19 protein-coding genes are annotated in these 21,769 nt (G+C 72.5%); 10 read left to right on the forward strand and 9 right to left on the reverse strand.

Annotated elements, in window-relative coordinates; all coding sequences use genetic code 11:
• Positions 1 to 13: 13 nt before the first annotated feature.
• The 4 genes from ACLBX8_RS06415 to ACLBX8_RS06430 all read left to right on the forward strand — a co-directional run bounded on the left by ACLBX8_RS06415 (position 14) and on the right by ACLBX8_RS06430 (position 4,758).
• A complete protein-coding gene (locus tag ACLBX8_RS06415) occupies positions 14 to 970 on the forward strand; it encodes a carbohydrate ABC transporter permease (RefSeq protein WP_020091916.1) in 957 nt (318 codons plus the stop codon).
• Between the two features lie 89 nt (positions 971 to 1,059).
• Positions 1,060 to 1,905 (forward strand): carbohydrate ABC transporter permease, encoded by an 846-nt coding sequence (locus ACLBX8_RS06420; RefSeq protein WP_234082978.1) that lies wholly within the window; start codon positions 1,060 to 1,062, stop codon positions 1,903 to 1,905.
• A 198-nt stretch (positions 1,906 to 2,103) separates the two neighbouring features.
• Positions 2,104 to 3,732 carry a dihydroxyacetone kinase subunit DhaK gene (locus tag ACLBX8_RS06425; RefSeq protein WP_447714773.1) on the forward strand — a complete coding sequence of 543 codons (1,629 nt, stop codon included), beginning with the start codon at positions 2,104 to 2,106 and terminating at the stop codon, positions 3,730 to 3,732.
• A gap of 69 nt (positions 3,733 to 3,801) precedes the next feature.
• Entirely contained in the window at positions 3,802 to 4,758 is a 957-nt protein-coding gene (locus ACLBX8_RS06430) for a D-2-hydroxyacid dehydrogenase family protein (protein WP_447714774.1), read from the forward strand.
• Positions 4,759 to 4,784: 26 nt separating this feature from the next.
• Here ACLBX8_RS06430 and ACLBX8_RS06435 read toward each other — a convergent pair whose 3' ends face one another.
• Genes ACLBX8_RS06435 through ACLBX8_RS06450 form a run of 4 tightly spaced genes read right to left on the reverse strand, consistent with a single transcriptional unit; the run spans position 4,785 to position 8,825 of the window.
• Positions 4,785 to 5,882: an ABC transporter permease gene (locus ACLBX8_RS06435; protein ID WP_447714775.1), complete on the reverse strand. Its 1,098-nt coding sequence runs from the start codon at positions 5,880 to 5,882 to the stop codon at positions 4,785 to 4,787.
• Positions 5,879 to 6,802, reverse strand: a complete 924-nt coding sequence (locus tag ACLBX8_RS06440) for an ABC transporter permease (protein ID WP_447714776.1) — start codon at positions 6,800 to 6,802, stop codon at positions 5,879 to 5,881. The genes ACLBX8_RS06435 and ACLBX8_RS06440 overlap by 4 nt, the downstream gene beginning before the upstream one ends.
• Complete coding sequence (locus tag ACLBX8_RS06445; RefSeq protein ID WP_091677059.1) at positions 6,799 to 8,385, reverse strand: peptide ABC transporter substrate-binding protein; 1,587 nt, start codon at positions 8,383 to 8,385, stop codon at positions 6,799 to 6,801. The genes ACLBX8_RS06440 and ACLBX8_RS06445 overlap by 4 nt, the downstream gene beginning before the upstream one ends.
• Positions 8,386 to 8,387: 2 nt before the next feature.
• Complete coding sequence (locus ACLBX8_RS06450; protein WP_020091923.1) at positions 8,388 to 8,825, reverse strand: GlcG/HbpS family heme-binding protein; 438 nt, start codon at positions 8,823 to 8,825, stop codon at positions 8,388 to 8,390.
• Between the two features lie 176 nt (positions 8,826 to 9,001).
• Here ACLBX8_RS06450 and ACLBX8_RS06455 point away from each other — a divergent pair, with 176 nt between their 5' ends.
• Positions 9,002 to 9,700 carry a dihydrofolate reductase family protein gene (locus ACLBX8_RS06455; RefSeq protein ID WP_447714777.1) on the forward strand — a complete coding sequence of 233 codons (699 nt, stop codon included), beginning with the start codon at positions 9,002 to 9,004 and terminating at the stop codon, positions 9,698 to 9,700.
• Between the two features lie 4 nt (positions 9,701 to 9,704).
• Here the strand turns inward: ACLBX8_RS06455 and ACLBX8_RS06460 are convergent, their stop codons facing one another.
• Positions 9,705 to 10,733, reverse strand: coding sequence for an alpha/beta fold hydrolase (locus ACLBX8_RS06460; RefSeq protein ID WP_447714778.1), 1,029 nt, complete (start codon positions 10,731 to 10,733; stop codon positions 9,705 to 9,707).
• A gap of 80 nt (positions 10,734 to 10,813) precedes the next feature.
• Complete coding sequence (locus tag ACLBX8_RS06465; protein WP_447714779.1) at positions 10,814 to 11,878, reverse strand: WcbI family polysaccharide biosynthesis putative acetyltransferase; 1,065 nt, start codon at positions 11,876 to 11,878, stop codon at positions 10,814 to 10,816.
• 724 nt (positions 11,879 to 12,602) lie between these two features.
• On the opposite strand from ACLBX8_RS06465, the gene ACLBX8_RS06470 reads away from it, so the two are divergent.
• The gene (locus tag ACLBX8_RS06470; RefSeq protein WP_447714780.1) at positions 12,603 to 13,268 is read left to right on the forward strand and encodes a hypothetical protein; all 666 of its coding nucleotides are present in this window, start codon (positions 12,603 to 12,605) and stop codon (positions 13,266 to 13,268) included.
• A gap of 91 nt (positions 13,269 to 13,359) precedes the next feature.
• On the opposite strand, the gene ACLBX8_RS06475 is transcribed toward ACLBX8_RS06470, so the two are convergent.
• On the reverse strand, positions 13,360 to 14,214 hold the full coding sequence (locus tag ACLBX8_RS06475; protein WP_447714781.1) for a LysR substrate-binding domain-containing protein: 855 nt from the start codon (positions 14,212 to 14,214) through the stop codon (positions 13,360 to 13,362).
• A 92-nt stretch (positions 14,215 to 14,306) separates the two neighbouring features.
• On the opposite strand from ACLBX8_RS06475, the gene ACLBX8_RS06480 reads away from it, so the two are divergent.
• The gene (locus tag ACLBX8_RS06480) at positions 14,307 to 15,611 is read left to right on the forward strand and encodes an aspartate aminotransferase family protein (RefSeq protein WP_234082422.1); all 1,305 of its coding nucleotides are present in this window, start codon (positions 14,307 to 14,309) and stop codon (positions 15,609 to 15,611) included.
• A gap of 10 nt (positions 15,612 to 15,621) precedes the next feature.
• Here the strand turns inward: ACLBX8_RS06480 and ACLBX8_RS06485 are convergent, their stop codons facing one another.
• Positions 15,622 to 17,487 (reverse strand): ABC-F family ATP-binding cassette domain-containing protein, encoded by a 1,866-nt coding sequence (locus ACLBX8_RS06485; RefSeq protein WP_091677043.1) that lies wholly within the window; start codon positions 17,485 to 17,487, stop codon positions 15,622 to 15,624.
• Between the two features lie 265 nt (positions 17,488 to 17,752).
• Between ACLBX8_RS06485 and ACLBX8_RS06490 the strand changes: the two genes are divergently transcribed.
• The gene (locus tag ACLBX8_RS06490) at positions 17,753 to 18,817 is read left to right on the forward strand and encodes an HD-GYP domain-containing protein (protein WP_447714782.1); all 1,065 of its coding nucleotides are present in this window, start codon (positions 17,753 to 17,755) and stop codon (positions 18,815 to 18,817) included.
• 9 nt (positions 18,818 to 18,826) lie between these two features.
• On the opposite strand, the gene ACLBX8_RS06495 is transcribed toward ACLBX8_RS06490, so the two are convergent.
• Positions 18,827 to 19,729: a UDP-3-O-acyl N-acetylglycosamine deacetylase gene (locus ACLBX8_RS06495; RefSeq protein ID WP_100251183.1), complete on the reverse strand. Its 903-nt coding sequence runs from the start codon at positions 19,727 to 19,729 to the stop codon at positions 18,827 to 18,829.
• Between the two features lie 244 nt (positions 19,730 to 19,973).
• Between ACLBX8_RS06495 and ACLBX8_RS06500 the strand changes: the two genes are divergently transcribed.
• Positions 19,974 to 20,660 (forward strand): Crp/Fnr family transcriptional regulator, encoded by a 687-nt coding sequence (locus ACLBX8_RS06500; protein WP_026604752.1) that lies wholly within the window; start codon positions 19,974 to 19,976, stop codon positions 20,658 to 20,660.
• Positions 20,661 to 20,664: 4 nt separating this feature from the next.
• Positions 20,665 to 21,723 carry an ABC transporter ATP-binding protein gene (locus ACLBX8_RS06505; protein ID WP_447714783.1) on the forward strand — a complete coding sequence of 353 codons (1,059 nt, stop codon included), beginning with the start codon at positions 20,665 to 20,667 and terminating at the stop codon, positions 21,721 to 21,723.
• Positions 21,724 to 21,769: the final 46 nt, after the last annotated feature.

Consider the following 21,769-nt stretch of genomic DNA (forward strand, 5'->3'; position numbering starts at 1 on the left):
CGGAGGCGAGACCATGGCGCACACGGCCCTGACGCAGCCCGCCCCGGCCGCAATCCCGACCCGCTCGGCCTGGCAGCGCGTCCGCGCGAGCCGGGGCTGGGCGGGGTTCTGGTTCATGCTCCCGACGGCGCTGATCCTCGGCCTGTTCCTGGCCTACCCGCTCCTGAAGGGCATCTGGCTGTCCTTCACCAACGCGCGGATCGGCCGCGACGGGGTCTTCGTCGGCCTGGAGAACTACGAGTGGCTCTGGGACGACGACGTCTTCTGGCTCTCGGTGTTCAACACCTGCCTCTACACGGCGGTGGCGTCCGTAGTGAAGTTCGGCGTCGGCCTCTACCTCGCGTTGCTGCTCAACAAGAACATGCCGTTCAAGTCGATCATCCGGTCGATCGTGCTGATCCCGTTCGTGGTGCCGACTGTGCTGTCGGCCATCGCGTTCTGGTGGATCTTCGACAGCCAGTTCTCGATCATCTCCTGGTCGCTGCGCCATCTCGGGGTGATCGACGGCAACATCGACTTCCTCGGCGATCCCGCCATGGCGCGGGCCTGCGTGATCTTCGCCAACATCTGGCGGGGCGTGCCGTTCATCGCGATCACGCTGCTCGCCGGTCTCCAGACGGTCTCGCCCTCGCTCTACGAGGCCGCGACGCTGGACGGCGCCTCCAACTGGCAGATCTTCTCGCGGATCACCCTTCCGCTGCTGACCCCGATCATCGCGGTCGTGATGACCTTCTCAGTGCTGTTCACCTTCACCGATTTCCAGCTGATCTGGGCCATGACGCGCGGCGGCCCGGTGAACGCCACCCACCTGATGGCGACCCTGTCGTACCAGCGCGGCATCCTCTCGGGGACGCTCGGCGAGGGCGCGGCCATCGCCACCGCCATGGTGCCGTTCCTGCTCGCGGCCATCGGCATCTCGTGGTTCGGCCTGCAGCGCAGGGCCTGGCAATCCGGGGGGAACGACCGATGAGCGCGCCCGCACCGCCCGCCCATGCCGATCCGCATCTCAACTCCGTATTGGAGGCGCGGCCCGCCGGGCTCACGGACAATTCGGAGGGCATGGCCTATCTCGAGCGCCTGCCCCGGCGGCTCGTGACGACCTACCTGCCGCTCCTCCTCATCCTCGCCGTGCTGCTGTTCCCGTTCTACTGGATGGCGCTGACGGCCATCAAACCGGACGAGCAGCTGATCGACATGGAGCGGTTCAACCCGTTCTGGGTCGTGGATCCGACGCTCAAGCACATCAACAAGCTCCTCTTCGAGACGCAGTATCCGCGCTGGCTCTGGAACACGATGTACGTGTCGGTGGCGGCGACCGTGCTGTCGCTGTTCGCGAGCGTGCTCGCCGCCTATGCCTGCGTCCGCGTGCGCTACCGGGGCGCCGGCTGGGTCGGGGCGGCGATCTTCCTGGCCTACCTCGTGCCGCCCTCGATCCTGTTCATCCCGCTCGCCACGATCATCCAGGCCTACGGCCTGTTCGACTCGCCGATCGCCCTGATCCTCGCCTACCCGACGATCCTGATCCCGTTCTCGACGTGGCTCCTGATGGGCTACTTCAAGACCATTCCCTACGAGCTGGAGGAATGCGCGCTGATGGACGGCGCCAGCCGGTGGCAGATCCTCACCAAGATCATCCTGCCGCTCGCCTTCCCGGGGCTGATCTCCGCCGGGATCTTCTCCCTGACCCTGTGCTGGAACGAGTTCATCTACGCGCTGACCTTCCTGTCCTCGACGCAGAACAAGACGGTGCCCATCGCCGTGGTGAGCGAATTCGTGGATGGCGACGTCTACAAGTGGGGGTCGCTGATGGCCGGGGCGCTGCTCGGCTCGCTGCCGCTGGTGATCCTCTACTCGTTCTTCGTCGAGTACTACGTCTCCGCACTCACCGGCGCCGTGAAGGAATAGGGACGGGCAGGACCGTCGTCTTCGCGCGCGCCGCGAAGCGTGACAGGGCGGCGGGACCTCGGTCGGCGTGGCGCGGGCCGGATCGCTGCGCTGTGCTCGCGAGGACGGAGACCGTTGCCAGCAGGGCTCGACGAGGCGGACAATGCGCGCGGATCCGCCGGCGCAGAATCGCGGATTGGCCCCATCGAAGGTCACGCCATGGCCCACTTCATCGACGCCCGCTCCACCCTGGTCAACGACGCCGTCGACGGCCTCGTCGCCGCGAGCGGCGGACGCCTGGCACGGCTCGACGGCGACCCGGGCATCCGCGTCGTCCTCCGCGCCGCTCCGGATCCCGGGAAGGTCGCGGTCATCTCCGGCGGCGGCTCCGGCCACGAGCCGGCCCATGCGGGCTTCGTGGGACCGGGCCTGCTCAGCGCCGCTGTCTGCGGCGACGTCTTCGCCTCGCCGAGCGTCGACGCGGTGCTGGCCGGGATCCTCGCGGTGACGGGGCCGGCGGGGTGCCTGCTCGTCATCAAGAACTACGCGGGTGATCGGCTGAATTTCGGGCTCGCCGCCGAGCGCGCCCGGGCGCTCGGCCACAGGGTCGAGACCGTGATCGTCGCGGACGACATCGCGCTGCCGGACGCCAAGCAGCCGCGCGGCGTCGCCGGGACGCTGTTCGTCCACAAGGTGGCGGGTCACGCCGCGGAGGCCGGGGAACCGCTCGAGACCGTGGCGTCGCTCGCCCGCCGGGCGGCCGGGGCGGCGAAGTCGCTCGGCATCGCGGTCTCCACCTGCACGATCCCCGGCTCGCCGCGCAGTGAGCGGCTGGCGGAGGGGCAGGCCGAGCTCGGCCTCGGCATCCACGGCGAGCCCGGCGCGGAGCGCATCGCGCTGCCGAAGGCCAGCGACCTCGCCGCGCTGATGGCCGAGCGTCTCGCGCGGGCCGTCGAAGGTGCGGACCGGCTGGCGCTGCTCGTGAACAATCTCGGCTCCGCCTCCGCGCTCGAGATGCAGGTCCTCACCCGCGCCGTGCTCGCCACCGACCTGGGGCGGCGCGTCCGCCTGCTGCTCGGGCCCGCGCCGCTGATGACGGCGCTCGACATGCACGGTGCCTCGCTGTCGGTCCTGCCACTCGACGACGCGCTGGAGCGTGCCCTGTCGGAGCCCGTCCCGGTCCCGGCCTGGCCCGCGGCGGTGCCGGTCGCGCCGCCGATCCTCCGGCCGGTGCCCGAGGGACTCGCGGGCGAGGCCTTCGTGCCGTCGCAAGACGCCGTCACCGCCGCGCGGATCCGAGCCGTCGCCGAGGCCCTGATCGGGACCGAGGACACCCTGAACGGCCTCGATGCCAAGGTCGGGGACGGCGACGCCGGCACGACCTTCGCGGGCGCGGCGCGGGCCGTCCTGGCCGATCTGGACCGGCTGCCGCAGGCCGAGCCGGCCGCCCTGTGCCGGGCGCTCGCCGAGCGGATCGGGCGCGCGGTCGGCGGATCGAGCGGCGTGCTCGGCTCGATCTTCTTCGCCGCGACGGCCTCGGCCCTCGCCGACGGCGCCGTGTGGCCCGAGGCTCTCGGGCAGGGCGTGGCGCGCGTCCAGGGTTACGGCGGCGCCCGGGCCGGCGACCGCACCCTGCTCGACGCCCTGATTCCCGCCGTCGAGGCCCTGAAGGGCGGCGACCTCGCGGCCGCCGCGGCGGCGGCCCGGGCCGGCGCCGAGGCCACGGCCGGCATGGATCGCGCCGGCGCGGGCCGCTCCAGCTACCTGGCCGCCGGGGACCTCGCCGGTGTCCAGGATCCCGGCGCCGCCGGCGTCGCGGCGGCGTTCGCGGCCCTGGCCAGGGCGTAGGCGCCGGGCGCCGCGCACCGGCGCCCCGCATCCGTTGACGCTCCACCCGTCGAGGCCTACCCCATCCCCATGCGCACCGGCCTGATCCTCGACGATTACCAGCAGGCGGCCCTCGCGCTCGCGGACTGGGCGCGCCTCTCCGACCGCGTCGCGATCTCCGCGATCAGCCAGCACATCCCGAACCCGGACGACCTCGTGGCGCGGATCGCGCAGGCCGAGATCCTCGTGATCATGCGGGAGCGGACGCCGTTCCCGGCGGCTCTGCTGGAAAGGCTGCCGCGGCTGGAACTCCTCGTCACCAGCGGCATGCGCAACCTCGCCATCGACGTCGCGGCGGCCCGGGCGCGCAACGTCGTCGTCTGCGGCACCGATTCGAGCCCGACGCCGCCGACGGAGCTGACTTGGGCGCTGATCCTCGGACTGGCGCGCCACGTGGCGCCGGAGAGCCTGACCCTGCGCGCGGGCGGCCCCTGGCAGAGCACGATCGGGACCGATCTCGCCGGCGCGACCCTCGGCGTTCTGGGCCTGGGGAAGATCGGGACGCGGGTGGCCGAGATCGGGCGCGCCTTCGGCATGCGTGTGATCGCCTGGAGCCCGAACCTCGACGATGGCCGCGCAGCCGCCGCCGGGGTCGAGCGGGCGGCCTCGAAGGAGGCCCTGCTGGAGGCCAGCGACGTCGTCACGATCCACTTGGTCCTCGGCGACCAGACGCGCGACCTCCTGGGCGCGGCCGAGTTGCGCCGCATGCGCCGCGACGCTTTTCTCGTGAACACCTCGCGCGCGCCGATCGTCGATCAGGCCGCGCTGGTCCAGGCGCTGGAGGAGGGCTGGATCGCCGGCGCGGGCCTCGACGTGTTCGAGACCGAGCCGCTGCCGGCCGACAGCCCGTTCCGGCGCCTGCCGAACGTGCTGGCGCTGCCGCATCTCGGCTACGTGTCGCGCAACAACTACCGGACCTTCTTCACCCAGGCGGTGGAGGACATCGAGGCCTGGCTCGCCGGCGCCCCGATCCGGCAACTGGGCTGACGTCGCGGAGCTTGCCGGACCCGGACTCAGTCCCGGCGGGGGTCCAGCGCGTCCGCGAGGCCGTCGCCGATCAGGTTGAGTGCCACCAGGGTCGCGATCAGGAACGCGGCCGAGGCCGCGAGCAGGTGCGGCGCCGCCTCGATGGAGCGGGCGCCCTCGGCGATGAGGACGCCCCAGCTGGTCTGCGGCTCCTGCACGCCGAGCCCGAGGAACGACAGGAAGCTCTCCAGCAGGATCACCTGCGGCACCAGCAGCGTCGCGGTCACGGCCACCGGGCCAAGGGTGTTCGGCACGATGTGCCGGAGGATGATCCGGGGTGTCCCGAGGCCGAGTGCCCGCGCGGCGCGGACGAAGTCGCGCTCGCGCAGCGACAGGGTCACGGCGCGCACCACCCGGGCCATGTCGAGCCACTCCACCGCGGCGATCGCCACCAGCATGAGCAGCAGGCTCGGGCGGAAGAAGACCAGCAGCAGGATCACGAAGAACACGAAGGGGAGGGCGTAGAGCGCGTCGACGGCGCGCATCATCACGGCGTCGACGGCGCCCCCGATGAAGCCCGCAGTCGCCCCGTAAGCGACGCCGATGAGCAGGGCGACGAGGCTGGCCGCGAGCCCGATCGCCAGCGAGATCCGGCCGGCGACGAGGCAGCGGGTCAGCAGGTCGCGACCCTGGATGTCGGTGCCGAGGGGGAAGTGCAGGCGTCGGACCGGCACCGCCACGACGAGCCCGCGGCCGCCGTCCCGCTCTTCCGCGACGGTCGGGGTCCCGAACAGAGCCGAGCGCGGAAGGTAGACGAGGCTACGCCGGTCGACGCCGGCGTCGGAGCCGAGGGTGAGCCGCAACGTGTCGCCGTCGCGCTCGACCGCGTCGAGCCGCGCGCGCATGCGGAAGGCCAGACGCTCGAGCGCCGGCTGGAGACGCGCGGCGTCGGGCTGCGCGGTGAGGCCGGCCGGGAGCTGGCGCAGGTCCGGATAGGCGCGCTCGGGGTCGTGACCGGTGAGGCCTGGGCCGATCAGGCAGGCGAGGGCGATCAGGACGAGCACGGCGAGCGCCGCCACGGCGGTCCGCTCCCGCGCGAACCGGAGGGCGGCGCGCCGGGCCGGCGCCGTGGAAACCGCCGTCACGCCGCCACCCGGAGGCGCGGGTCGAGCCACGCGCAGGCGAGGTCGGCGGCGAGGTTGAGCAGGATCACCAGCCCGGCGACGAGCAGGACCGTGCCCATCACCAGCGTGTAGTCGCGGTTGAGCGCGCCCTCGACGAAGTACCTCCCGATCCCCGGAAGCCCGAAGATCGTCTCCACCACCACCGAGCCGGTGAGCAGGGCCGCCGCCAGCGGTCCGAGATAGGCGACCACCGGCAGCAGCGCCCCCCGCAGGGCGTGCCGGGTGACGCGGGCCGGCGGCAGGCCGAGGCTGCGCATGGTGCGGACCGGCTGCGTCCGCAGGGCCTCGGCCAGCGAGGTCCGGGTCAGGCGGGCCAGGGCACCGACCTGCGGCAGGGCCAGCGTCGCCACCGGCAGGACGAGGTGGCTCGGGGCGCCGTCGTTCCAGCCGCCGAGCGGCAGCCAGCGCAGGGTCAGGCCGAATGCGATCTGCAGCAGGGGCGCGACGACGAAGCTCGGCAGCGAGAGGGTCAGGGCGGCCCCGACGCCGAGGAGCCGGTCGACGAACCCGCCGCGCCGGAGTGCCGCCACGATCCCGAGCCCGACGCCGAGCGCGGTGGCGAGGGCGAGGGCGAGGGCGCCCAGCGTCGCGGAGACCGGCAGGCCCCGGGCGATCAGTCCGAGGACGCTCTGGTCGCGGAACGAGAAGGAGGGCCCGAGGTCGCCCCGCGCCAGCGCCGCGAGGTAGCTGCCGAACTGCGCGATCAGCGGCCGGTCGAGGCCGTAGACCCGGCGCAGGTTCTCCATGGCGGCGGGCGCCAGCGGCCGCTCCAGGTCGAAGGGGCCGCCCGGGGCGAGCCGCATCAGGAAGAAGCTGACGGTCACCACGGCGAGCAGCGTCGGCACCGCCTGGAGGAGGCGGCGCAGGATGAAGCCGATCACGCGTCGAGCCTCATGAAGCGGGTCGGCGCGGCGTTGCGCAGGTTCGGGTGGTAGCCGTGCAACCGCGGCGCGATCAGCGCCTTGGAGCGGTAATGCATCAGCGGGATCCACGGCAGCTCGCGCAGGGCGATCGCCTCGGCGTCGTAGAGCAGGCCGGCCCGGCGGGTGAGGTCGCGCTCGGTGGCGGCCCGCGCCATCAGGGCGTCGTAGGCGACGTCCGACCAGTGGCCGGCATTCATGCCGTCATTCCCGCTCTGGAGCAGGAACAGGAAGTTCTGCGGATCGGAATAGTCGGCGATCCAGCTGTAGCGGGCGACGTCGAAGTCGCCGCCGTCGCGCAGGTAGGCGAAATGCGTCTTCGCGTCCGTGTAGACGTAGCGCGTCACAATTCCGAGGTCGCGCCACATCTCGCCGAGCGCCACCGCGATGGTGCGGTTGTTGTCGCTGATATTGAACCGGTACTCCACGGTGAGCGGTCGGTCCGGGCCGAACCCCGCCTCCGCGAGCAGGCGGCGCGCCTCCGCCTCGTGGTCGATCGGCAGGCCGAGGCGGCCCTCGGTCTCGGGGGGCGTGCGGTAATTGTCGAGGCCGGGCGGGCACAGGGAGTAGGCCGGGCTCATGGTGCCGCCGTTGAGGCCGTCGGCGAGGTACTCGCGGTCGATGACGAGCGACAGCGCCCGGCGGACGCGGCGGTCCGAGAACGGCGCCTTGCGGGTGTTCACCACCAGCGCCGCGAGCCCCAGCGAGGGGCCGAGCACCACCTGCGGCCCGAAGCGGCGGCGCAGGTCGGTGATCTGGTCGACGGGCAGGTCGGAGAGGGAGTCGATCTCCCCGGCGGCGTAGCGGCGCACCGCGGCGGCGATGTCGGGCGTCGGCAGGAAGGCGACGCGCCGGATCGCGAGGCTCGCGGCGTCCGGATGGTGCGGGTTGGCCTCCAGCGTGATCGCGCCGCCCGGCACGCGGTCGGCGAGCCGGTAAGGTCCGTTGGTCACGAGGTTTCCCGGCCGGGTGAAGCTGTCGCCGTAGCGCTCGACCGAGGCGCGGTGGACCGGAAGCGCGGTCTGGTGGGTCAGGAGTTCCAGGATGTAGGGCGTCGGCTGTTCCAGCGTGATCGCGAGCCGGAGCGGCGCCTCGGCGGCGACGCCGAGGGCGTCGGCCGGCGTCTCGCCGCGGTTCACGGCGGCGGCGTTGCGGATCGGGAACAGGATCTCGGCGTATTTCGCCGCCGTGGCCGGGTCGAGCATTCGGCGGAACGCGTAGACGAAGTCGTTCGCTGTGACCGGCTCGCCGTTCGACCAGCGGCCGTCGGGGCGCAGGTCGAAATTCAGGCTCACCCCGTCCTCGGAGATCGACCAGGCGCGCGCCGCGCCCGGGATGATCGTGCCCCGGTTGTCGTAGGTGAGCAGCCCGTCGCAGAGGTCGCGCAGGATGTGCGCCTCCGCGACCGTGGACGAGCGGTGCGGGTCCAGCGTCTCGGGATCGGCGTCGTTGCCGCGGCGGTAGAGCGCGTCGGCCGCGCGGGCGGGCCGCACGGCCGCGAGGGCGAACGCGCCGGCCAGCCAGTCGCGCCGGCGCGGGCGCACGGTCAGGCGCCGGTATCCGGCTTCAGGCCGGCCGCCTCGATCCCCGCCACCGCGCAGATCTCGTCGTTGTCGGAGGTGTCCCCGGAGATGCCGACCGCGCCGAGAAGGCGTCCCTCGCCGGAGCGGATCAGCACGCCGCCCGGCACCGGCACGAGGGCGTCGGGCCCGGCGAGGTGCGTCACGGCGGCGACGAAGTAGGGCTGCTGCTCGGCCCGCGCGTGGATCGCCCGGGAGCCGAGGCCCAGCGCCAGGGCACCGTTGGCCTTGCCGCTCGCGATCTCGGCCCGGCGCAGGGACGTGCCGTCCTCGACCGAGACCGCCTTGAGCGCGCCGCGGGCATCGTAGACGACGACGGCGAGGGGCTTGAGGTTGCGGGTTCGCGCCTCCCGCAGGGCGGTGTCGACGATGGTGCGGGCGGCCTCGAGGGTCAGGTCGATCATCGGATTCCAACACGGACGCCGCTCCGGGCGGCGTCCTCATCCTTACGGACCGGGGCGTGCCGGGTCCACCGACGCGCAGGCGCTGCGGCTTTCGCTCCGCTGGGCCCGGCCGGCGCGCCGCCTAGTTTCGCCCTGGCCCGCGCGGGAGGCCCCGGCGGACCGAGCGAGGATCGTCCATGGCAGCGGCCGAACGCCCCTACGTAATCTGTCACATGACGTCGTCGGTCGACGGCCGGATCAAGGTCCGGCGCTGGAAGACGCTGGACGCCGACAGCCATTACGAGCGCGTCCACGGCGAGCTGAAGGGCGATGCCTGGATGTGCGGGCGCGTCACCATGCAGGGCTACGCCGACAGCGCCGATCCGCTGTCGGAGCCGGTCGCCGATGACGGCGCGCCGGTCCCGCGGGAGGACCACGTCGCCCGCCGCGACGCGCCGGGATACGCCGTGGCCCTCGACGCACGGGGGCGCCTGGACTGGGGCGCGCGCGACGCGATCGAGGGAGACCACGTCGTGGTGGTGCTCACCGAATCCGTGCCGGACTCGCACCTGCGCGCGCTGCGGGCCGGTGGCCAGTCCTACCTGTTCGCCGGCGACCGGACGGTCGACTTTCCCCTGGCGATGGCGAAGCTGCGCGCCCTGTTCGGGATCGAGCGCCTCCTCGTCGAGGGCGGCGGCCACATCAACGGCTCCATGCTCAGGGCCGGCCTCATCGACGAGCTGAGCCTGCTCCTCGTGCCCGCCGTCGACGGCCTGAGCGGGACGCCGGCGGTGTTCGACTTCGCCGGCGAGGAGGCGGACACGATGGGCAGCCGTCGCAAGCTCGACCCGCCAGCCTGCGAGCGCCTGCGCGCCGGTGTCCCGCGGGCCCGCTAACGGATCACGCCGGTCGCGCGGCCGGCAGGCGGATGATGCTCGCCAGGAACGCGTCGTAGCCGGCCGCCACCGCATCCGGCCGCTCGAAATGCGGAAACGCGCCGGTCGGCAGGGTGTCGACGCGCCAGTTCGGCCGGTCGGCGACCCGCGGCACCAGCCGGTAGTCGACGAAGTCGCCGCGCTCCCCGTGCACCATCCAGACCGGGAGGCGCAGGCGCTCGTAGAGGCGGGTCGCGTCGGTGGGGAACAGGTGGCCCGCGATGAAGCAGAACGGGGCGTGCTCGGCGCCGGGCTGGTGAGCCGAGGCGTGATCGTAGGCGAGCAGACCCTCGTCGATCTCGAAGGAGCCGAAGGTCTTCTCCAGGAAGAACCGCATGCTCGGCCGCGTGACCAGCGCGTCGAAGAGCGGCCGGCCGAGCGGAGGGCGGTCGAGGACGCGGAGCAGCCAGTCGCGGCCGCGATGGCCGTCCGGCGGACCCTCCCCGGAGAGCCGGGCGTCGAACCCCGTCGGGCTCACCAGCGCGAGGCTGCGATAGGCGTCGGACCGCTCCAGGCTCGCCCGCGCCAGGAACGAGCACGAGAGCGACAGGGCGAGGGCGTCGATCGCCCAGCCGCCGTGCCGGCTCCGGATCTCGTCGACCGCTGCGTGGATCGCCTCCACCATCAAGCGCGGCGTGTAGCGGCGGCGCGAGCGCTCCGAGAAGCCGAAACCCGGGAGTTCCAGGGCGTAGACCGGGCGCGTGCCGCGGTAGCGCAGGTACAGCGGCCGGACCTCGTAGGCGTTGGCCGCCGCGTTGATCGAGTGGATCAGCAGGAGCGGCACGCCCTCGGCCTCAGCGGAGCCGTAGAGCGACAGCGCGCCGGCGCGGCGGGTTCGGATCCGCTCGTGGCGGCCCGGCAGGGCAGGCGGCAGGGTCATCCGCCGGTCCACGGCCAGCGCGCTCCATCCGACCAGCGCCGCCGCCGATCCGGCGAGCGTCAGGGCCGCCGCGGTCGCGGCGCGACCGGTGCGATGGCGGGACACGGAACTCATCGGAACACCTCGACGTCCTTCCCGCGGCGGCGGGCCGTGGCCGACAACGCCGGGCCCGCGGGGAAGTGCCCTTCCGGACGCTACGAGGCGTGGCCGGCGAGGCTGCCGGCATTAACCGCCGGGGCCCGGCTCGCCGGCCGCGCCGGCGCGTCGCCCCGGCCCGCGGCCTCGCGCAGGAAATCCACCGTCGGCGCGTCGTTGAGCCAGCCCTGGACGCGCTGCGAGATCAGGAGCTTCCGCTCGCGCCGGTCGTAGTTCGCGTAGGAGGCGGCGACGAATTCGGGCCGGCTCATCGTGCGCGCGGGGCCGGACCGGCGCGTCTCCGCCTTGAAGAACAGGGCGCTGCCGGGCACGCCGTAATGCTGGGCGATCTCCGGATAGACCGGCCAGCTGCCCTGGCCGCCGAGATCGTCCGGGAGGAACGCGTCGAGGTCGCATTCCTCGAAGGGCACGCCGGCCCGGGTCAGCAGGCCGCGGGCGAGGTCGGCCACCACGTAGAGCTTCGTGTGGTTGATCGAGTGCATGAAGCAGCCCCGACGCGCCCAGCGCGTGAGGTGCGTGTCGAGATCGTACCCGGCCTGGACGCCGAGGCCGCGCAGGTACGCGACCGACTCGTCCCAGAGATTGAAGTATCCGAGGCGCTCGAAGACCGGCTCGGAGAACAGCCGAAGCGCCTGCGCCTGCGAGAAGCCCGACAGGTAGGCGAACAGCGTGATCGCCGAGTGCGAGTGCCCCATCGGACCCGAGATCAGGCCGTTGAGCGTGATGTGATCCTGAACGCCAACGTGGACGAGGTCGGGATGGTAGGCGCTGAACACGATGGTCGGGATCAGCCGGACCTTCGGGTGCGTCCGCAACGTGTCGATCGTGCCGCCGCCCTTGAACTTGGGCAGGTAGATGCTGGTGAAGACGTGGTCGTAGCCGTCCGCGTGCGCCATCAGGTCGGCGAGCCGCGGGAACCGGCGGGACGCCGTGAACGCCGAGACGAAATCCACCTGCGCGTGCGGCAGCAGGTAGCGCATCGTCTTGGCGATGGATCCGGCCTGGCAGACCCCGATCACGAGGATGCGCGGCGATCCGGTCCGCTTCTTCCCGAACTGCGCGAGCCGGTGCCGCGCGCGCCAGAGGCTATCGACGGTCAACATCCGGCCTCTCTCGCATGTCCGCGGGCCGCGGGCAAACACCGCACCCGTGCGGATCCCGCGGGCCGGGACCGCCGATCGCGCCCATCGGGAGGAGCCCCCTCGCGGTGCCGACCGTCGGACGGACTGCGCGACCCGCGCGGCGGAACCGCAGCACACGGCGACGCGCGCCGCCTGTGGATCGCCCAGGCTTGAAAGCACGCGCTCGGGGATCTCCGATTATTCGGAGCACCGCCCACCATCTCTGAAAAGAGCGGAAGCAACGCGTACAGCGGACCGCCGAATTCCTACCATGTCGCTCAGATATACGGGCCATGAAAGTCTGTCGCGGAGACGATTCAACTTGCGTGCCGTTGACAGAGTCAAGTCGGTGGATACAAATCCTATTCAACGAAGCATGAAGCTCGCGGACTGGGCGCTCGCGGTCATGAGGACCGGCAGGCCCCCGATGACCGAGGTGGATCCCCTCTCTCGCCGTGACTCCGCGTCAGCGGCCGCTCCGACGGGCGCGGGGCGCTTCCGACCGACCTGCCTGGACAACCGGCCACGGTCCGAGCCGCTCGGACGGCGCAGCCGCGGCATGCCCGCGGTGGCACTCCTCCGCATCGCCGCGACGGTCGTCGATCCACGCCCGCACGACCGTCGGCAACCGGTCGATGCGCGGGCGACGGCGCTGCGCGGGTCGGAGGCCGGGTTCCGCATCGGGTCGAAAGCTGGAGACTGCGCGATGGATTACGTACCTCCGATGGCCGCGATCGCGGCGGCCGCACAGAAGGCGCCGCCCGGCGAGGCGACCGCGCTCACCCCGGCGCGCGACGTGAATCCCGTCGCGGCGCCGGATCCGCGGTCGATCTACACGCTCACGCCGGAGGCGGCCGGGGCCGTCTTCGCGCTCGTCGAGAACCGCATCCAGGTGATCGACGCCGCGCTCGACGTGACCGACCGGCGGGGCACGCAGGTCGCTGCCGCCGCGATGGCGACGGCCACGGCGACGACCCCGGTCGTGTCGCCGGAGACGACGAAGACGATCGGCGCCGCCAATCGCAACTGGAGCGAGGATGTCCGGTTGGATCACAGCCCGTCCCGGCTCGTCGGCGCCGACACGGTCGTGGCGTACGACAGCCCGCGGGTCACGGCGGCCTGGAGCCTGGCCTTTCCGGACGTGCCCGGCCGGCGGTTCCGGGCCGTGCAATTGCCGGGTCCGAGCCTCCGCTCCGTCCTGCGCGAGGCGGAGGCCGGTTTGGACGACACGGGGAGCGACATCTACCTGCTCTGCAACAGCGCGCATTTCGAGACGATCCGCCAAGCCCACCCGCGCACCCACATCAACTGGATCAACGTCGACAACGACGAGATCGTCGTCGTCTGGCGGAAGCCGTCCGAGGAGGGCTAGCGACAGGCCCGACCGGCTCGGGGCGGCCGCGATCGCGACCGGACCAGGGCTATTCCGCCCGGACGAACGGGAGCCCGGCGGGACCGCCCGATCAGAGCGTCGGCAGCACCGCGCGCAGGTGGGCGGCGAAGGCGCGGGTCAGCGGCGCGGCGTGCGCCTCGTCCAGGCGGATCGTCAGGCCGATCCGCGGCAGCGCGGGCAGGCCGCTGCCGCGGCTCAGGATACGCAGGTCGGGCGGGACCGCGGCGCGGGTGAGCACCGCGACCGCCTGGGCGGAGCGCGCCACCGCCAGGAGCCCGGACAGGCTGCCGCTCGCGTAAGCGATCCGGTACGCGCGCCCGCCCGCGTCGAGGGCGGCCCGCGCCGCCCGGTGGTCCAGCGTGTCGGGGTCGCCGAGCGCGAGCGGCAACGGGTCGGGCCACGGCGCTTCGGCGCCGCGCGGCGCCACCCAGACGAGGTCCTCGCGCCGCAGGATCTCCCGCCCGGCCGCCAGCGGGACCGAGACGAGGGCCAGATCGAGCCCGCCGCGGGCGAGACGGTCCTCCAGACGGGGTGTCGCGCCGCAGACCACCTCGATCGCCACGTCGGGATGCAGGTGCGCGAAGCCGCGCAGCAGAGTGGGGAGGAAGGCCTGCGCGTAATCGTCCGGGCAGCCGAACCTGAGCGTGCCGTTGAGGCGGCCGCCGGACAGTTCCGCCACCGCGTCGTCGTGCGAGGCCAGGATCCGGCGCGCGTGGACGAGGAGCCGCTCGCCCTGCACCGTGAGCACCACCCCGCGCCCGGTCCGGCGCAGCAGCGGCTGCGCGACCAGATCCTCCAGTCGCTTCATCTGCATGCTGAGGGCGGCCTGGCTGCGCCCGACCCGCTCCGCGGCCCGGCTCAGCGCGCCCGTCTCCGCCACCGTGGCGAAGCTGCGCAGGAGGTCGATGTCGAGGCTCTGGGCCATCAGGATCGCTGAACCCTCGGTTCAGAACTATAAGCTTCTCTGGGGTTGCGGGCGGTCCTAGCATGGCGGGGCCTGCCACGGGACCCGGATCGATGACGACGCGGAACGACGACCCCGACTTCTGGACGCGCGCGCGCCGGCACCTCGTGCGCTACGGCGGCGCCTTCGCGCCGGTCATCATCGAGCGGGCGGAGGGCAGCTTCGTCTACGACGCGGACGGCCGGAAGATCCTCGACTTCACCTCCGGCCAGATGAGCGCGATCCTGGGTCACGGGCATCCCGAGATCGCCGCCGTCGTCGCCGACCACGTCGGGCGCCTGGACCACCTGTTCAGCGGCATGCTGAGCCGGCCGGTGGTCGACCTCGCGACCGCGCTGGCCGGCCTCGCCCCCGGCGGGCTGGAGCGCGCGCTTCTCCTGACCACCGGCGCCGAGGCCAACGAGGCCGCCCTGCGCATGGCCAAGCTCGCCACAGGCGGCTGGGAGATCGTCAGCTTCGCGCAGTCGTGGCACGGCATGACGGCGGGGGCCGCTTCGGCCACCTACAGCGCCGGCCGCAAGGGCTACGGCCCGGCCCCGGTCGGATCCTTCGCGATTCCCGCCCCGAACGCCTACCGCCCGACCTTCGCGCGGGACGGGGCCGCCGACTGGCAGACCGAGCTCGACTACGCCTTCGCGCTGGTGGACCGGCAGTCGACCGGCAACCTCGCCGCCTTCCTGGCGGAGCCGATCCTCAGCTCCGGCGGCATCCTCGAACTCCCGCCCGGCTACCTCGCGGCGCTGAAGCGCAAGTGCACCGAGCGGGGCATGCTGCTGATCCTCGACGAGGCCCAGACGGGCATCGGCCGCACCGGCCTGATGTTCGCCTGCGAGCGCGACGGGGTGGTGCCCGACATCCTCACCCTGTCGAAGACCCTGGGCGCCGGCCTGCCCCTCGCGGCGGTCCTGACCACGCCGGAGATCGAGGATCTCTGCCACGCCCGCGGCTTCCTGTTCTACACCACGCACGTCTCCGACCCGCTTCCCGCCGCGGTCGGCCTCAAGGTGCTGGAGATCGTCCGGCGCGACGGCCTGGTCGGCCGGGCCGAGGCGGCCGGCGCGCGGCTCGCGGCGCGGCTGCGGGCGCTTCAGCAGCGCTTCGCCTGCATCGGCGACGTGCGCGGGCGCGGCCTCCTGCAGGGCGTGGAGATCGTGGCCGACCGGGACACGAAGGTGCCGGCCCCAGAACTCGGCGACGCAATCACGCGGCGCTGCCTCGAACTCGGCTTGAGCATGAACATCGTGCAGCTGCCCGGCATGGGCGGCGTCTTCCGCATCGCCCCGCCGCTCACGGCCACGGACGCGGAGATCGACCTCGGGGTCGACATCCTGGAGCGGGCGATCGAAGGCTCGGTGTGAGGCGGCCCCGTCAGGCCGCCTCGATCTCCGCGCTGACCGTCAGCCACTCCTCCTCGGCGGCGGCGAGCGCGGTCGCGGCGTCCGACCGCATCTTGGCGATCTCGCCGGCCTTGGCGGCGTTCTCCCGGAACGCGGACCCGTCCTCCAGGGCGGCGTCGATCTTCTGGATCGCCGCGGTCAGCTTGGCCATCCGCGCCTCGATCGCCTCCAGCCGCTTGCGCAGGGGCGCGAGGGCCGCGCGGCGCTCGACGCCGGCGCGGCGCGCCTCGGCCTTCTGCCCGCCGGAGGGCTCCGAGTCGCGCTCGACCTCGCGCTCGGGCCCCGACAGGACGAAGCGCCGGTAATCGTCCATGTCGCCGTCGAAGGTCTTCACCGTGCCGTCCGCGACCAGCCAGAGCCGGTCGGCGCAGGCCTCGACCAGGAACCGGTCGTGTGAGACGAGGATGACGGCGCCCTCGTAGTCGTTGATCGCCTCCACGAGGGCCTGCCGGCTCTCGATGTCGAGATGGTTGGTCGGCTCGTCGAGGATCAGGAGGTGCGGGCCGTGGAAGGCGGCGAGCCCCATGAGCAGGCGCGCCTTCTCGCCGCCCGACAGCTTCTCGACCGGCGTGTCGGCCTTGTTGGCGCCGAATCCGAGCCGCGCCGTCGCGCTGCGGACCTTCGCCTCGGGGACATCCGGCATCAGGGTCCGGACATGCGCGTAGGCGCTCTCGGCGGGGCGCAGCTCGTCGAGCTGGTGCTGGGCGAAGTAGGCGACCTCCATCTTGGAGGAGCGCTTCACCTCGCCGGCGACCGGCCCGAGCCGGCCGCCGATCAGCTTGCAGAAGGTCGACTTGCCGTTGCCGTTGGCGCCCAGCAGCGCGACCCGGTCGTCCGGCGCGAGGCTGAGGTCGAGGCCGGTCAGGACGATCCGGTCCCCGTAGCCGGCCTTGACGCGCTCCATGGCGACGATCGGCGGCGACAGCGGCTTCTCCGGGCTCGGCAGGTGGATCACCGGCACGTCGTCCTCGAGGAGCGCGGCGATCGGCTCCATCTTGGCGAGCCGCTTCATCCGCGACTGGGCCTGCCGCGCCTTGGTGGCCTTGGCCTTGAAGCGGTCGATGAAGCTCTGCAGGTGCGCGCGCTCGGCATCCTGCTTGGCCTTCGCCTTGGCCTGGAGAACGCGCTTCTCCGAGAGCTGCTTGGCGAAGCTGGTGTAGCCGCCGCGGTAGATCGCCAGCTTGCCGCGGTCGAGGTGCAGGATGTGGTCGACGCTGGTGTCGAGCAGGTCGCGGTCGTGGCTGATGATGATCGCGGTGCGCGGGTAGCGTTCCAGGTAATCGTACAGCCAGAGCGTGCCCTCGATGTCGAGGTAGTTGGTCGGCTCGTCGAGGAGCAGCAGGTCCGGCTCCGAGAACAGGACGGCGGCGAGCGCCACGCGCATCCGCCAGCCGCCGGAGAAGTCCGCGCAGGGCCGCGCCTGGGCCGCCGCGTCGAAGCCCAGCCCGTGCAGGATCGCGGCGGCCCGGGCCGGCGCCGAGTGGGCGCCGATATCCACGAGCCGCGTCTCGATCTCGGCCCGGCGCAGACCGTCCGCGTGCTCGGCCTCCGCCATCAGGCGGGCGCGCTCCGTGTCGGCGGCGAGCACGACCGCGTGCAGCGTCTCCGGTCCTGCCGGCGCCTCCTGGGCGACGGCGCCGATCCGCATGCCCTTGGGCAGCGCCACCGACTTCGCGTCGACCGGGAGGTCGCCGAGAATGGCCTTGAACAGGGTGGTCTTGCCGGCCCCGTTGCGCCCGACCAGCCCGACGCGGGCGCCTTCCGGGATCGTGAAGCTCGCGGAATCGAGAATCAGACGGTCGCCGATGCGGTAGGTGAGGTCGTTGACGCGCAGCATGCCGGCGTTCTGGCGGTCCGGACGCCGCGAGGCAAGCGCCGCCGTCGCGCGGGCAGGCCGGCATCCCCGTGTCGCCCCCCGACACAACGCGACGCCTATTTTAAGCTTCAAACATCAGCTTCGGCTGTCGGATTTTTAACGGAATGCCGTGTAACCTGTGGCGAGTGCTGCGCAAATAGACGTTGATAGTGCGTTCATCGGCTCTAGACCGTCGTCGCGTGAGCCGGAAAAGCGCCCGCGCGGGGGCGAGCCACAGGGGGGAATCTTGGGCCAGACCCTGATCCTGACCGACGATGTCGAGCGCGCCGAGAGGCTCGCGCGCAATCTCGGCGGCGTCACGCCCGTTGTGCTGCACGACCTCTACGGCGACGCCATCCCGCCGCGGGGGGCGGGGCTGATCATCAGCGACGTCAGCGCGCTGACCTCCGAATCCGTGCGCCGGCTGCGCCAGGCGCTGTCCACCGCGCGCGGGCCCGGCATCCCGTTCCTGGCCCTGATCCACGGCAACCTCGGCCGCGGCGAGATCCAGGCCACCGCCCTCGGCGCGACCCGCGCGATGCCGGCCGCCGCGGTCAGCGCCATGCTGCTGAACGCGGTCGCGACCCTGATCGGCACCGCCAAGGCCCCGCCGCAGACCGGCAACTGGCAGGAGCAGGTGAACGAGGCCCGCTCGGCCTTCGTCAGGCTGTTCCGCGCCGATCAGGCGCCCCCGGCCGCTCTGGTCGAGAACGGCGCCGACTTGGTCAACCAGGCGATCCGCGAGGCCAAGGTGCGCGAATGGCTCAGGGTCGTGGCGAGCTTCGACGACGTCACGCACCGCCACTGCCTGAGCGTGGCCGGGATCGCGGCCGAGTTCGCCCGCGTCCTGGGGCTCAACGAGGCGGATTCCCGCTACCTCGTCAAAGGCGCGCTGCTCCACGACATCGGGAAGGCCAAGATCCCCCTCGCGATCCTGAACAAGCCCGCGCCGCTGACGCCGACGGAGCGCGCCGAGATGGCTCGCCACCCGGCGCTCGGACACGAGATGCTGCTGACGGGCGACTACGACGCGCTGACCCTGTCGGTGGTCCGCTCGCACCACGAGTATCTCGACGGGTCGGGCTATCCGGACGGGCTGCGCGGGCAGCAGATCCCCGACCTCGTCCGCCTGATCACCATCGCCGACATCTTCGCCGCGCTGATCGAGTCGCGCCCCTACAAGGCGCCGAAGGCCCCGCGCGAGGCCTACGCCATCCTCGAATCGATGAGGGCGAAGCTCGATGCCGACCTCGTCCGCGCCTTCGGAGCGGTCGCGGTCGCCTGCGAGACGCCCCGCCGCGCCTCCGCCTGAACCCGACCCTCAGACGAGTTCCCAGGCCTTGCCGTCCCGCATCAGGGCGGTGACGAGGGCGTGGTTCAGCTCGTGCCCTGTGTGGAACGCCGAGATCCGACCCTCGACCGGGTGGCCCGCCAGCGCGAGGTCGCCGACGAGGTCGAGGATGCGGTGGCGAACCGGCTCGCCGGGGACGCGCATCCCGCCCAGCACGTGCCCGCGCACCAGCAGCGCTGCCGAGCGGGGCGAGACGCCCTGCAGGAAGTCGTTCCGCATCAGGTAGCCGTAGGCGCGGCCCGCCATGGCCCGCGCGTAGCGCCCGAAGCTGCGCGCCGGCGCGATCTCCCGCTCGAAGGATTCCGGCGTGATCGCGCCCGACCAGTCGATCGATCCGAAATGCGCCAGCGCGACGTGGCCGGTGATGTGCAGACCCGGGCCCGGCTCGATCTCGAGGCGGCGCCGCCCGTTCTCGACCGCCACCGTGCGCAGCAGGCGGATCACCCGGCAGGGCAGGCTCTGCTCGCGCCGGCCGGCGATCCGTATCGCCTCACACCAGGGCGTCGCGCTCCCGTCGAAGATCGGCAACTCGTCGGCGTCGATCTCGGCCAGCACGTTGTCGATCCGCAGCGCGCTGAGCGAGGCCATTAGGTGCTCGATCGTGCGCACGAGGACGCCGTCGCGTCGCAGCGCCGAGGAGAGCGGCTGCGATTCCCGGTAGTGCCAGTGGGCGGGCACGTCGACCGCCCGTCCGTCCCTCAGGTGGCGGCGGAAGACGATGCCGTGGCCGGCCGGGGCGGGGCTGACGCGGACCGTGGCGTGCCGCCCGGAATGGAGGCTGCGGCCCGAACGCTCGAAGGGGCGCGCGAGTGTCGCCTGCTGGCGGGGACCGGTGGAGGATGTCGAGCGCGGGAAAGGTACGTCTTGATGCATCGATACTGCCCGCCTCGGCGGGCCAGGAATTTAGCCCTGATACCTGATCCACGCTAATAAACTCCTGTTCATCGGGACGCGGCTTGACCGCCCCGCCCGCGACCGTCACGATTGCGGCGCCCGATCGATCCAGCACCGCCCCGGCGGGGCGCGGCTTCACTGTGCGGGCTGCTCCCGTCCCCAGATCTGCTGGCCGGCCCCCGTCAGGGCAGGGACGGAGGCCGGAGTTGAGGGAACACGATCGATGGCGCGGTTGGGGACAATACCTTTCTTCAAGGATCCCGGCATCGAGCTCAGCCCCTACGAGCCCCGCTGCCACTGGCGCCGCTTCGACGAGAACGAGGTCCTCGTCGACTTCGACGATATCTCCACCGACGTGTACTTCATCGCCTCCGGCGAGGTCCGCATCCTGAACCGGACCCAGTCCGGCAAGGAAGTCATCCTGGGCGAGATGCGGGGCGGGGCCTTCTTCGGCGAGCTCGCGGCCATCGACGGGATCGGCCGCTCGGCCAACGTCACGGCGCTGACCCGCGGCGAGGTCTGCGTGGTGCCGGCGCCGGTCTTCCGGCAGATCGTGTTCGCCTCCGAGGCGATCGCCGACCGGCTGTTCCGGCTCCTGGCCAAGCGCGTGCGCGAGCTGAACACGCGGCTCATGGAACACGCCCTGCTCGACCTGAAGCACCGGCTCTACGCCGAGCTGCTCCGCCTCTCCGTGCCCCGGGCCGGCACGGCGGGCGAGCGGGTGGTCTCGCCGCCGCCCTACCACCACGTCCTCGCCGCGCGGATCGGCTGCCGCCGCGAGCAGGTGACCCGGGAGTTCACCGCGATGGCGGCGGAGGGACTGGTCGACCGCACCCGCGGCGCCCTGGTCCTGCGCCGGCCGGACCTCCTGGAAGCGCGCGTGGCCGAGGCGCTGCGCGAGGATTCCTGATCCGTTGTCCGAGGGGCCTGCGCCGCGCCTGCGGCTGGAGGAGCTGACCAAGCGCTTCGGCACGCATCGGGCCGTCGACGCCGTGTCCCTCGACCTCGAGGCGGGGGAGTTCTTCTGCCTGCTCGGCCCGTCCGGATGCGGCAAGAGCACACTCCTGCGCATGATCGCGGGCTTCGAGAGCCCGACCTCGGGACGGATCCTGCTGGGCGCGCAGGACCTGACCGCGCTGCCGCCCCATCGGCGGCCGGTCAACATGATGTTCCAGTCCTACGCCCTGTTCCCGCACATGAGCGTGGCCGGCAATATCGGCTACGGGCTGAAGGGCCTCGGCCGCTCCGCCTCGGCGGAGCGCGTGTCGGAACTGCTCAAGCTCGTGCGCCTGGACGGGTTCGGCGACCGTCGCCCGGAGACGCTCTCGGGCGGCCAGCGGCAGCGGGTCGCCCTGGCCCGGGCGCTCGCCCGGGAGCCGAAGCTGCTGCTGCTCGACGAGCCGCTCGGCGCGCTCGACCGCGGCCTGCGCGAAGAAACCCAGGGCGAGCTGCGCGCGGTCCAGCGCCGCCTCGGCACCGCCTTCGTCGTCGTCACGCACGATCCCGAGGAGGCGATGATGCTCGCCGACCGGATCGGCGTCATGGAGGCGGGCCGCCTGATCCAGGTCGGGCCGCCGGCCGATCTCTACCGGCGCCCGGTGAGCCGCTTCGTCGCCGGCCTGCTCGGCGACGTGAACCTCATCCACGGTCGCATAGGGCCTGCGGGCCCCGAGGCGATCCGCACGGTCGAGACCGCGCACGGCCCCGTGCGGGGCGTCGCGGAGGCCGCGCTCGCGGAAGGGGCCGCGGTCGTGGTGGCGGTGCGGCCCGAGGACGTGGTGCTGGGCGCGGAAGGGCTGCCGGTGGTCGTCGCCGACGCCGTGTTCCTGGGCGACCGGGTGCGCCGGACGCTGCGCCTGCCCGACGGCGCCACGCTGCGGGCGAGCGGGCGGCCCGCGGAGGCCGCCGCGGCGCTGGGCTCGGACGCACGGGCCAGCTTCCCCGCCGACGTCGCCGTGATCCTGCCGGCATGAGGGCCGCCGGAGCGGAGGCCGACCGCGCGACCGGGCGAACGGTGGC

Source organism: Methylobacterium sp. D48H (assembly GCF_053345715.1).

What these genes read in the sequence shown, in the direction of transcription:
- ACLBX8_RS06415 (WP_020091916.1), top strand. Translation starts at nt 14, where the DNA reads ATGGCGCACACGGCCCTGACGCAGCCCGCCCCGGCCGCAATCCCGACC.
- ACLBX8_RS06420 (WP_234082978.1), top strand. Translation starts at nt 1,060, where the DNA reads ATGGCCTATCTCGAGCGCCTGCCCCGGCGGCTCGTGACGACCTACCTG.
- ACLBX8_RS06425 (WP_447714773.1), top strand. Translation starts at nt 2,104, where the DNA reads ATGGCCCACTTCATCGACGCCCGCTCCACCCTGGTCAACGACGCCGTC.
- ACLBX8_RS06430 (WP_447714774.1), top strand. Translation starts at nt 3,802, where the DNA reads ATGCGCACCGGCCTGATCCTCGACGATTACCAGCAGGCGGCCCTCGCG.
- ACLBX8_RS06450 (WP_020091923.1), bottom strand. Translation starts at nt 8,825, where the DNA reads ATGATCGACCTGACCCTCGAGGCCGCCCGCACCATCGTCGACACCGCC.
- ACLBX8_RS06455 (WP_447714777.1), top strand. Translation starts at nt 9,002, where the DNA reads ATGGCAGCGGCCGAACGCCCCTACGTAATCTGTCACATGACGTCGTCG.
- ACLBX8_RS06460 (WP_447714778.1), bottom strand. Translation starts at nt 10,733, where the DNA reads ATGAGTTCCGTGTCCCGCCATCGCACCGGTCGCGCCGCGACCGCGGCG.
- ACLBX8_RS06465 (WP_447714779.1), bottom strand. Translation starts at nt 11,878, where the DNA reads ATGTTGACCGTCGATAGCCTCTGGCGCGCGCGGCACCGGCTCGCGCAG.
- ACLBX8_RS06470 (WP_447714780.1), top strand. Translation starts at nt 12,603, where the DNA reads ATGGATTACGTACCTCCGATGGCCGCGATCGCGGCGGCCGCACAGAAG.
- ACLBX8_RS06475 (WP_447714781.1), bottom strand. Translation starts at nt 14,214, where the DNA reads ATGGCCCAGAGCCTCGACATCGACCTCCTGCGCAGCTTCGCCACGGTG.
- ACLBX8_RS06480 (WP_234082422.1), top strand. Translation starts at nt 14,307, where the DNA reads ATGACGACGCGGAACGACGACCCCGACTTCTGGACGCGCGCGCGCCGG.
- ACLBX8_RS06485 (WP_091677043.1), bottom strand. Translation starts at nt 17,487, where the DNA reads ATGCTGCGCGTCAACGACCTCACCTACCGCATCGGCGACCGTCTGATT.
- ACLBX8_RS06495 (WP_100251183.1), bottom strand. Translation starts at nt 19,729, where the DNA reads ATGCATCAAGACGTACCTTTCCCGCGCTCGACATCCTCCACCGGTCCC.
- ACLBX8_RS06500 (WP_026604752.1), top strand. Translation starts at nt 19,974, where the DNA reads ATGGCGCGGTTGGGGACAATACCTTTCTTCAAGGATCCCGGCATCGAG.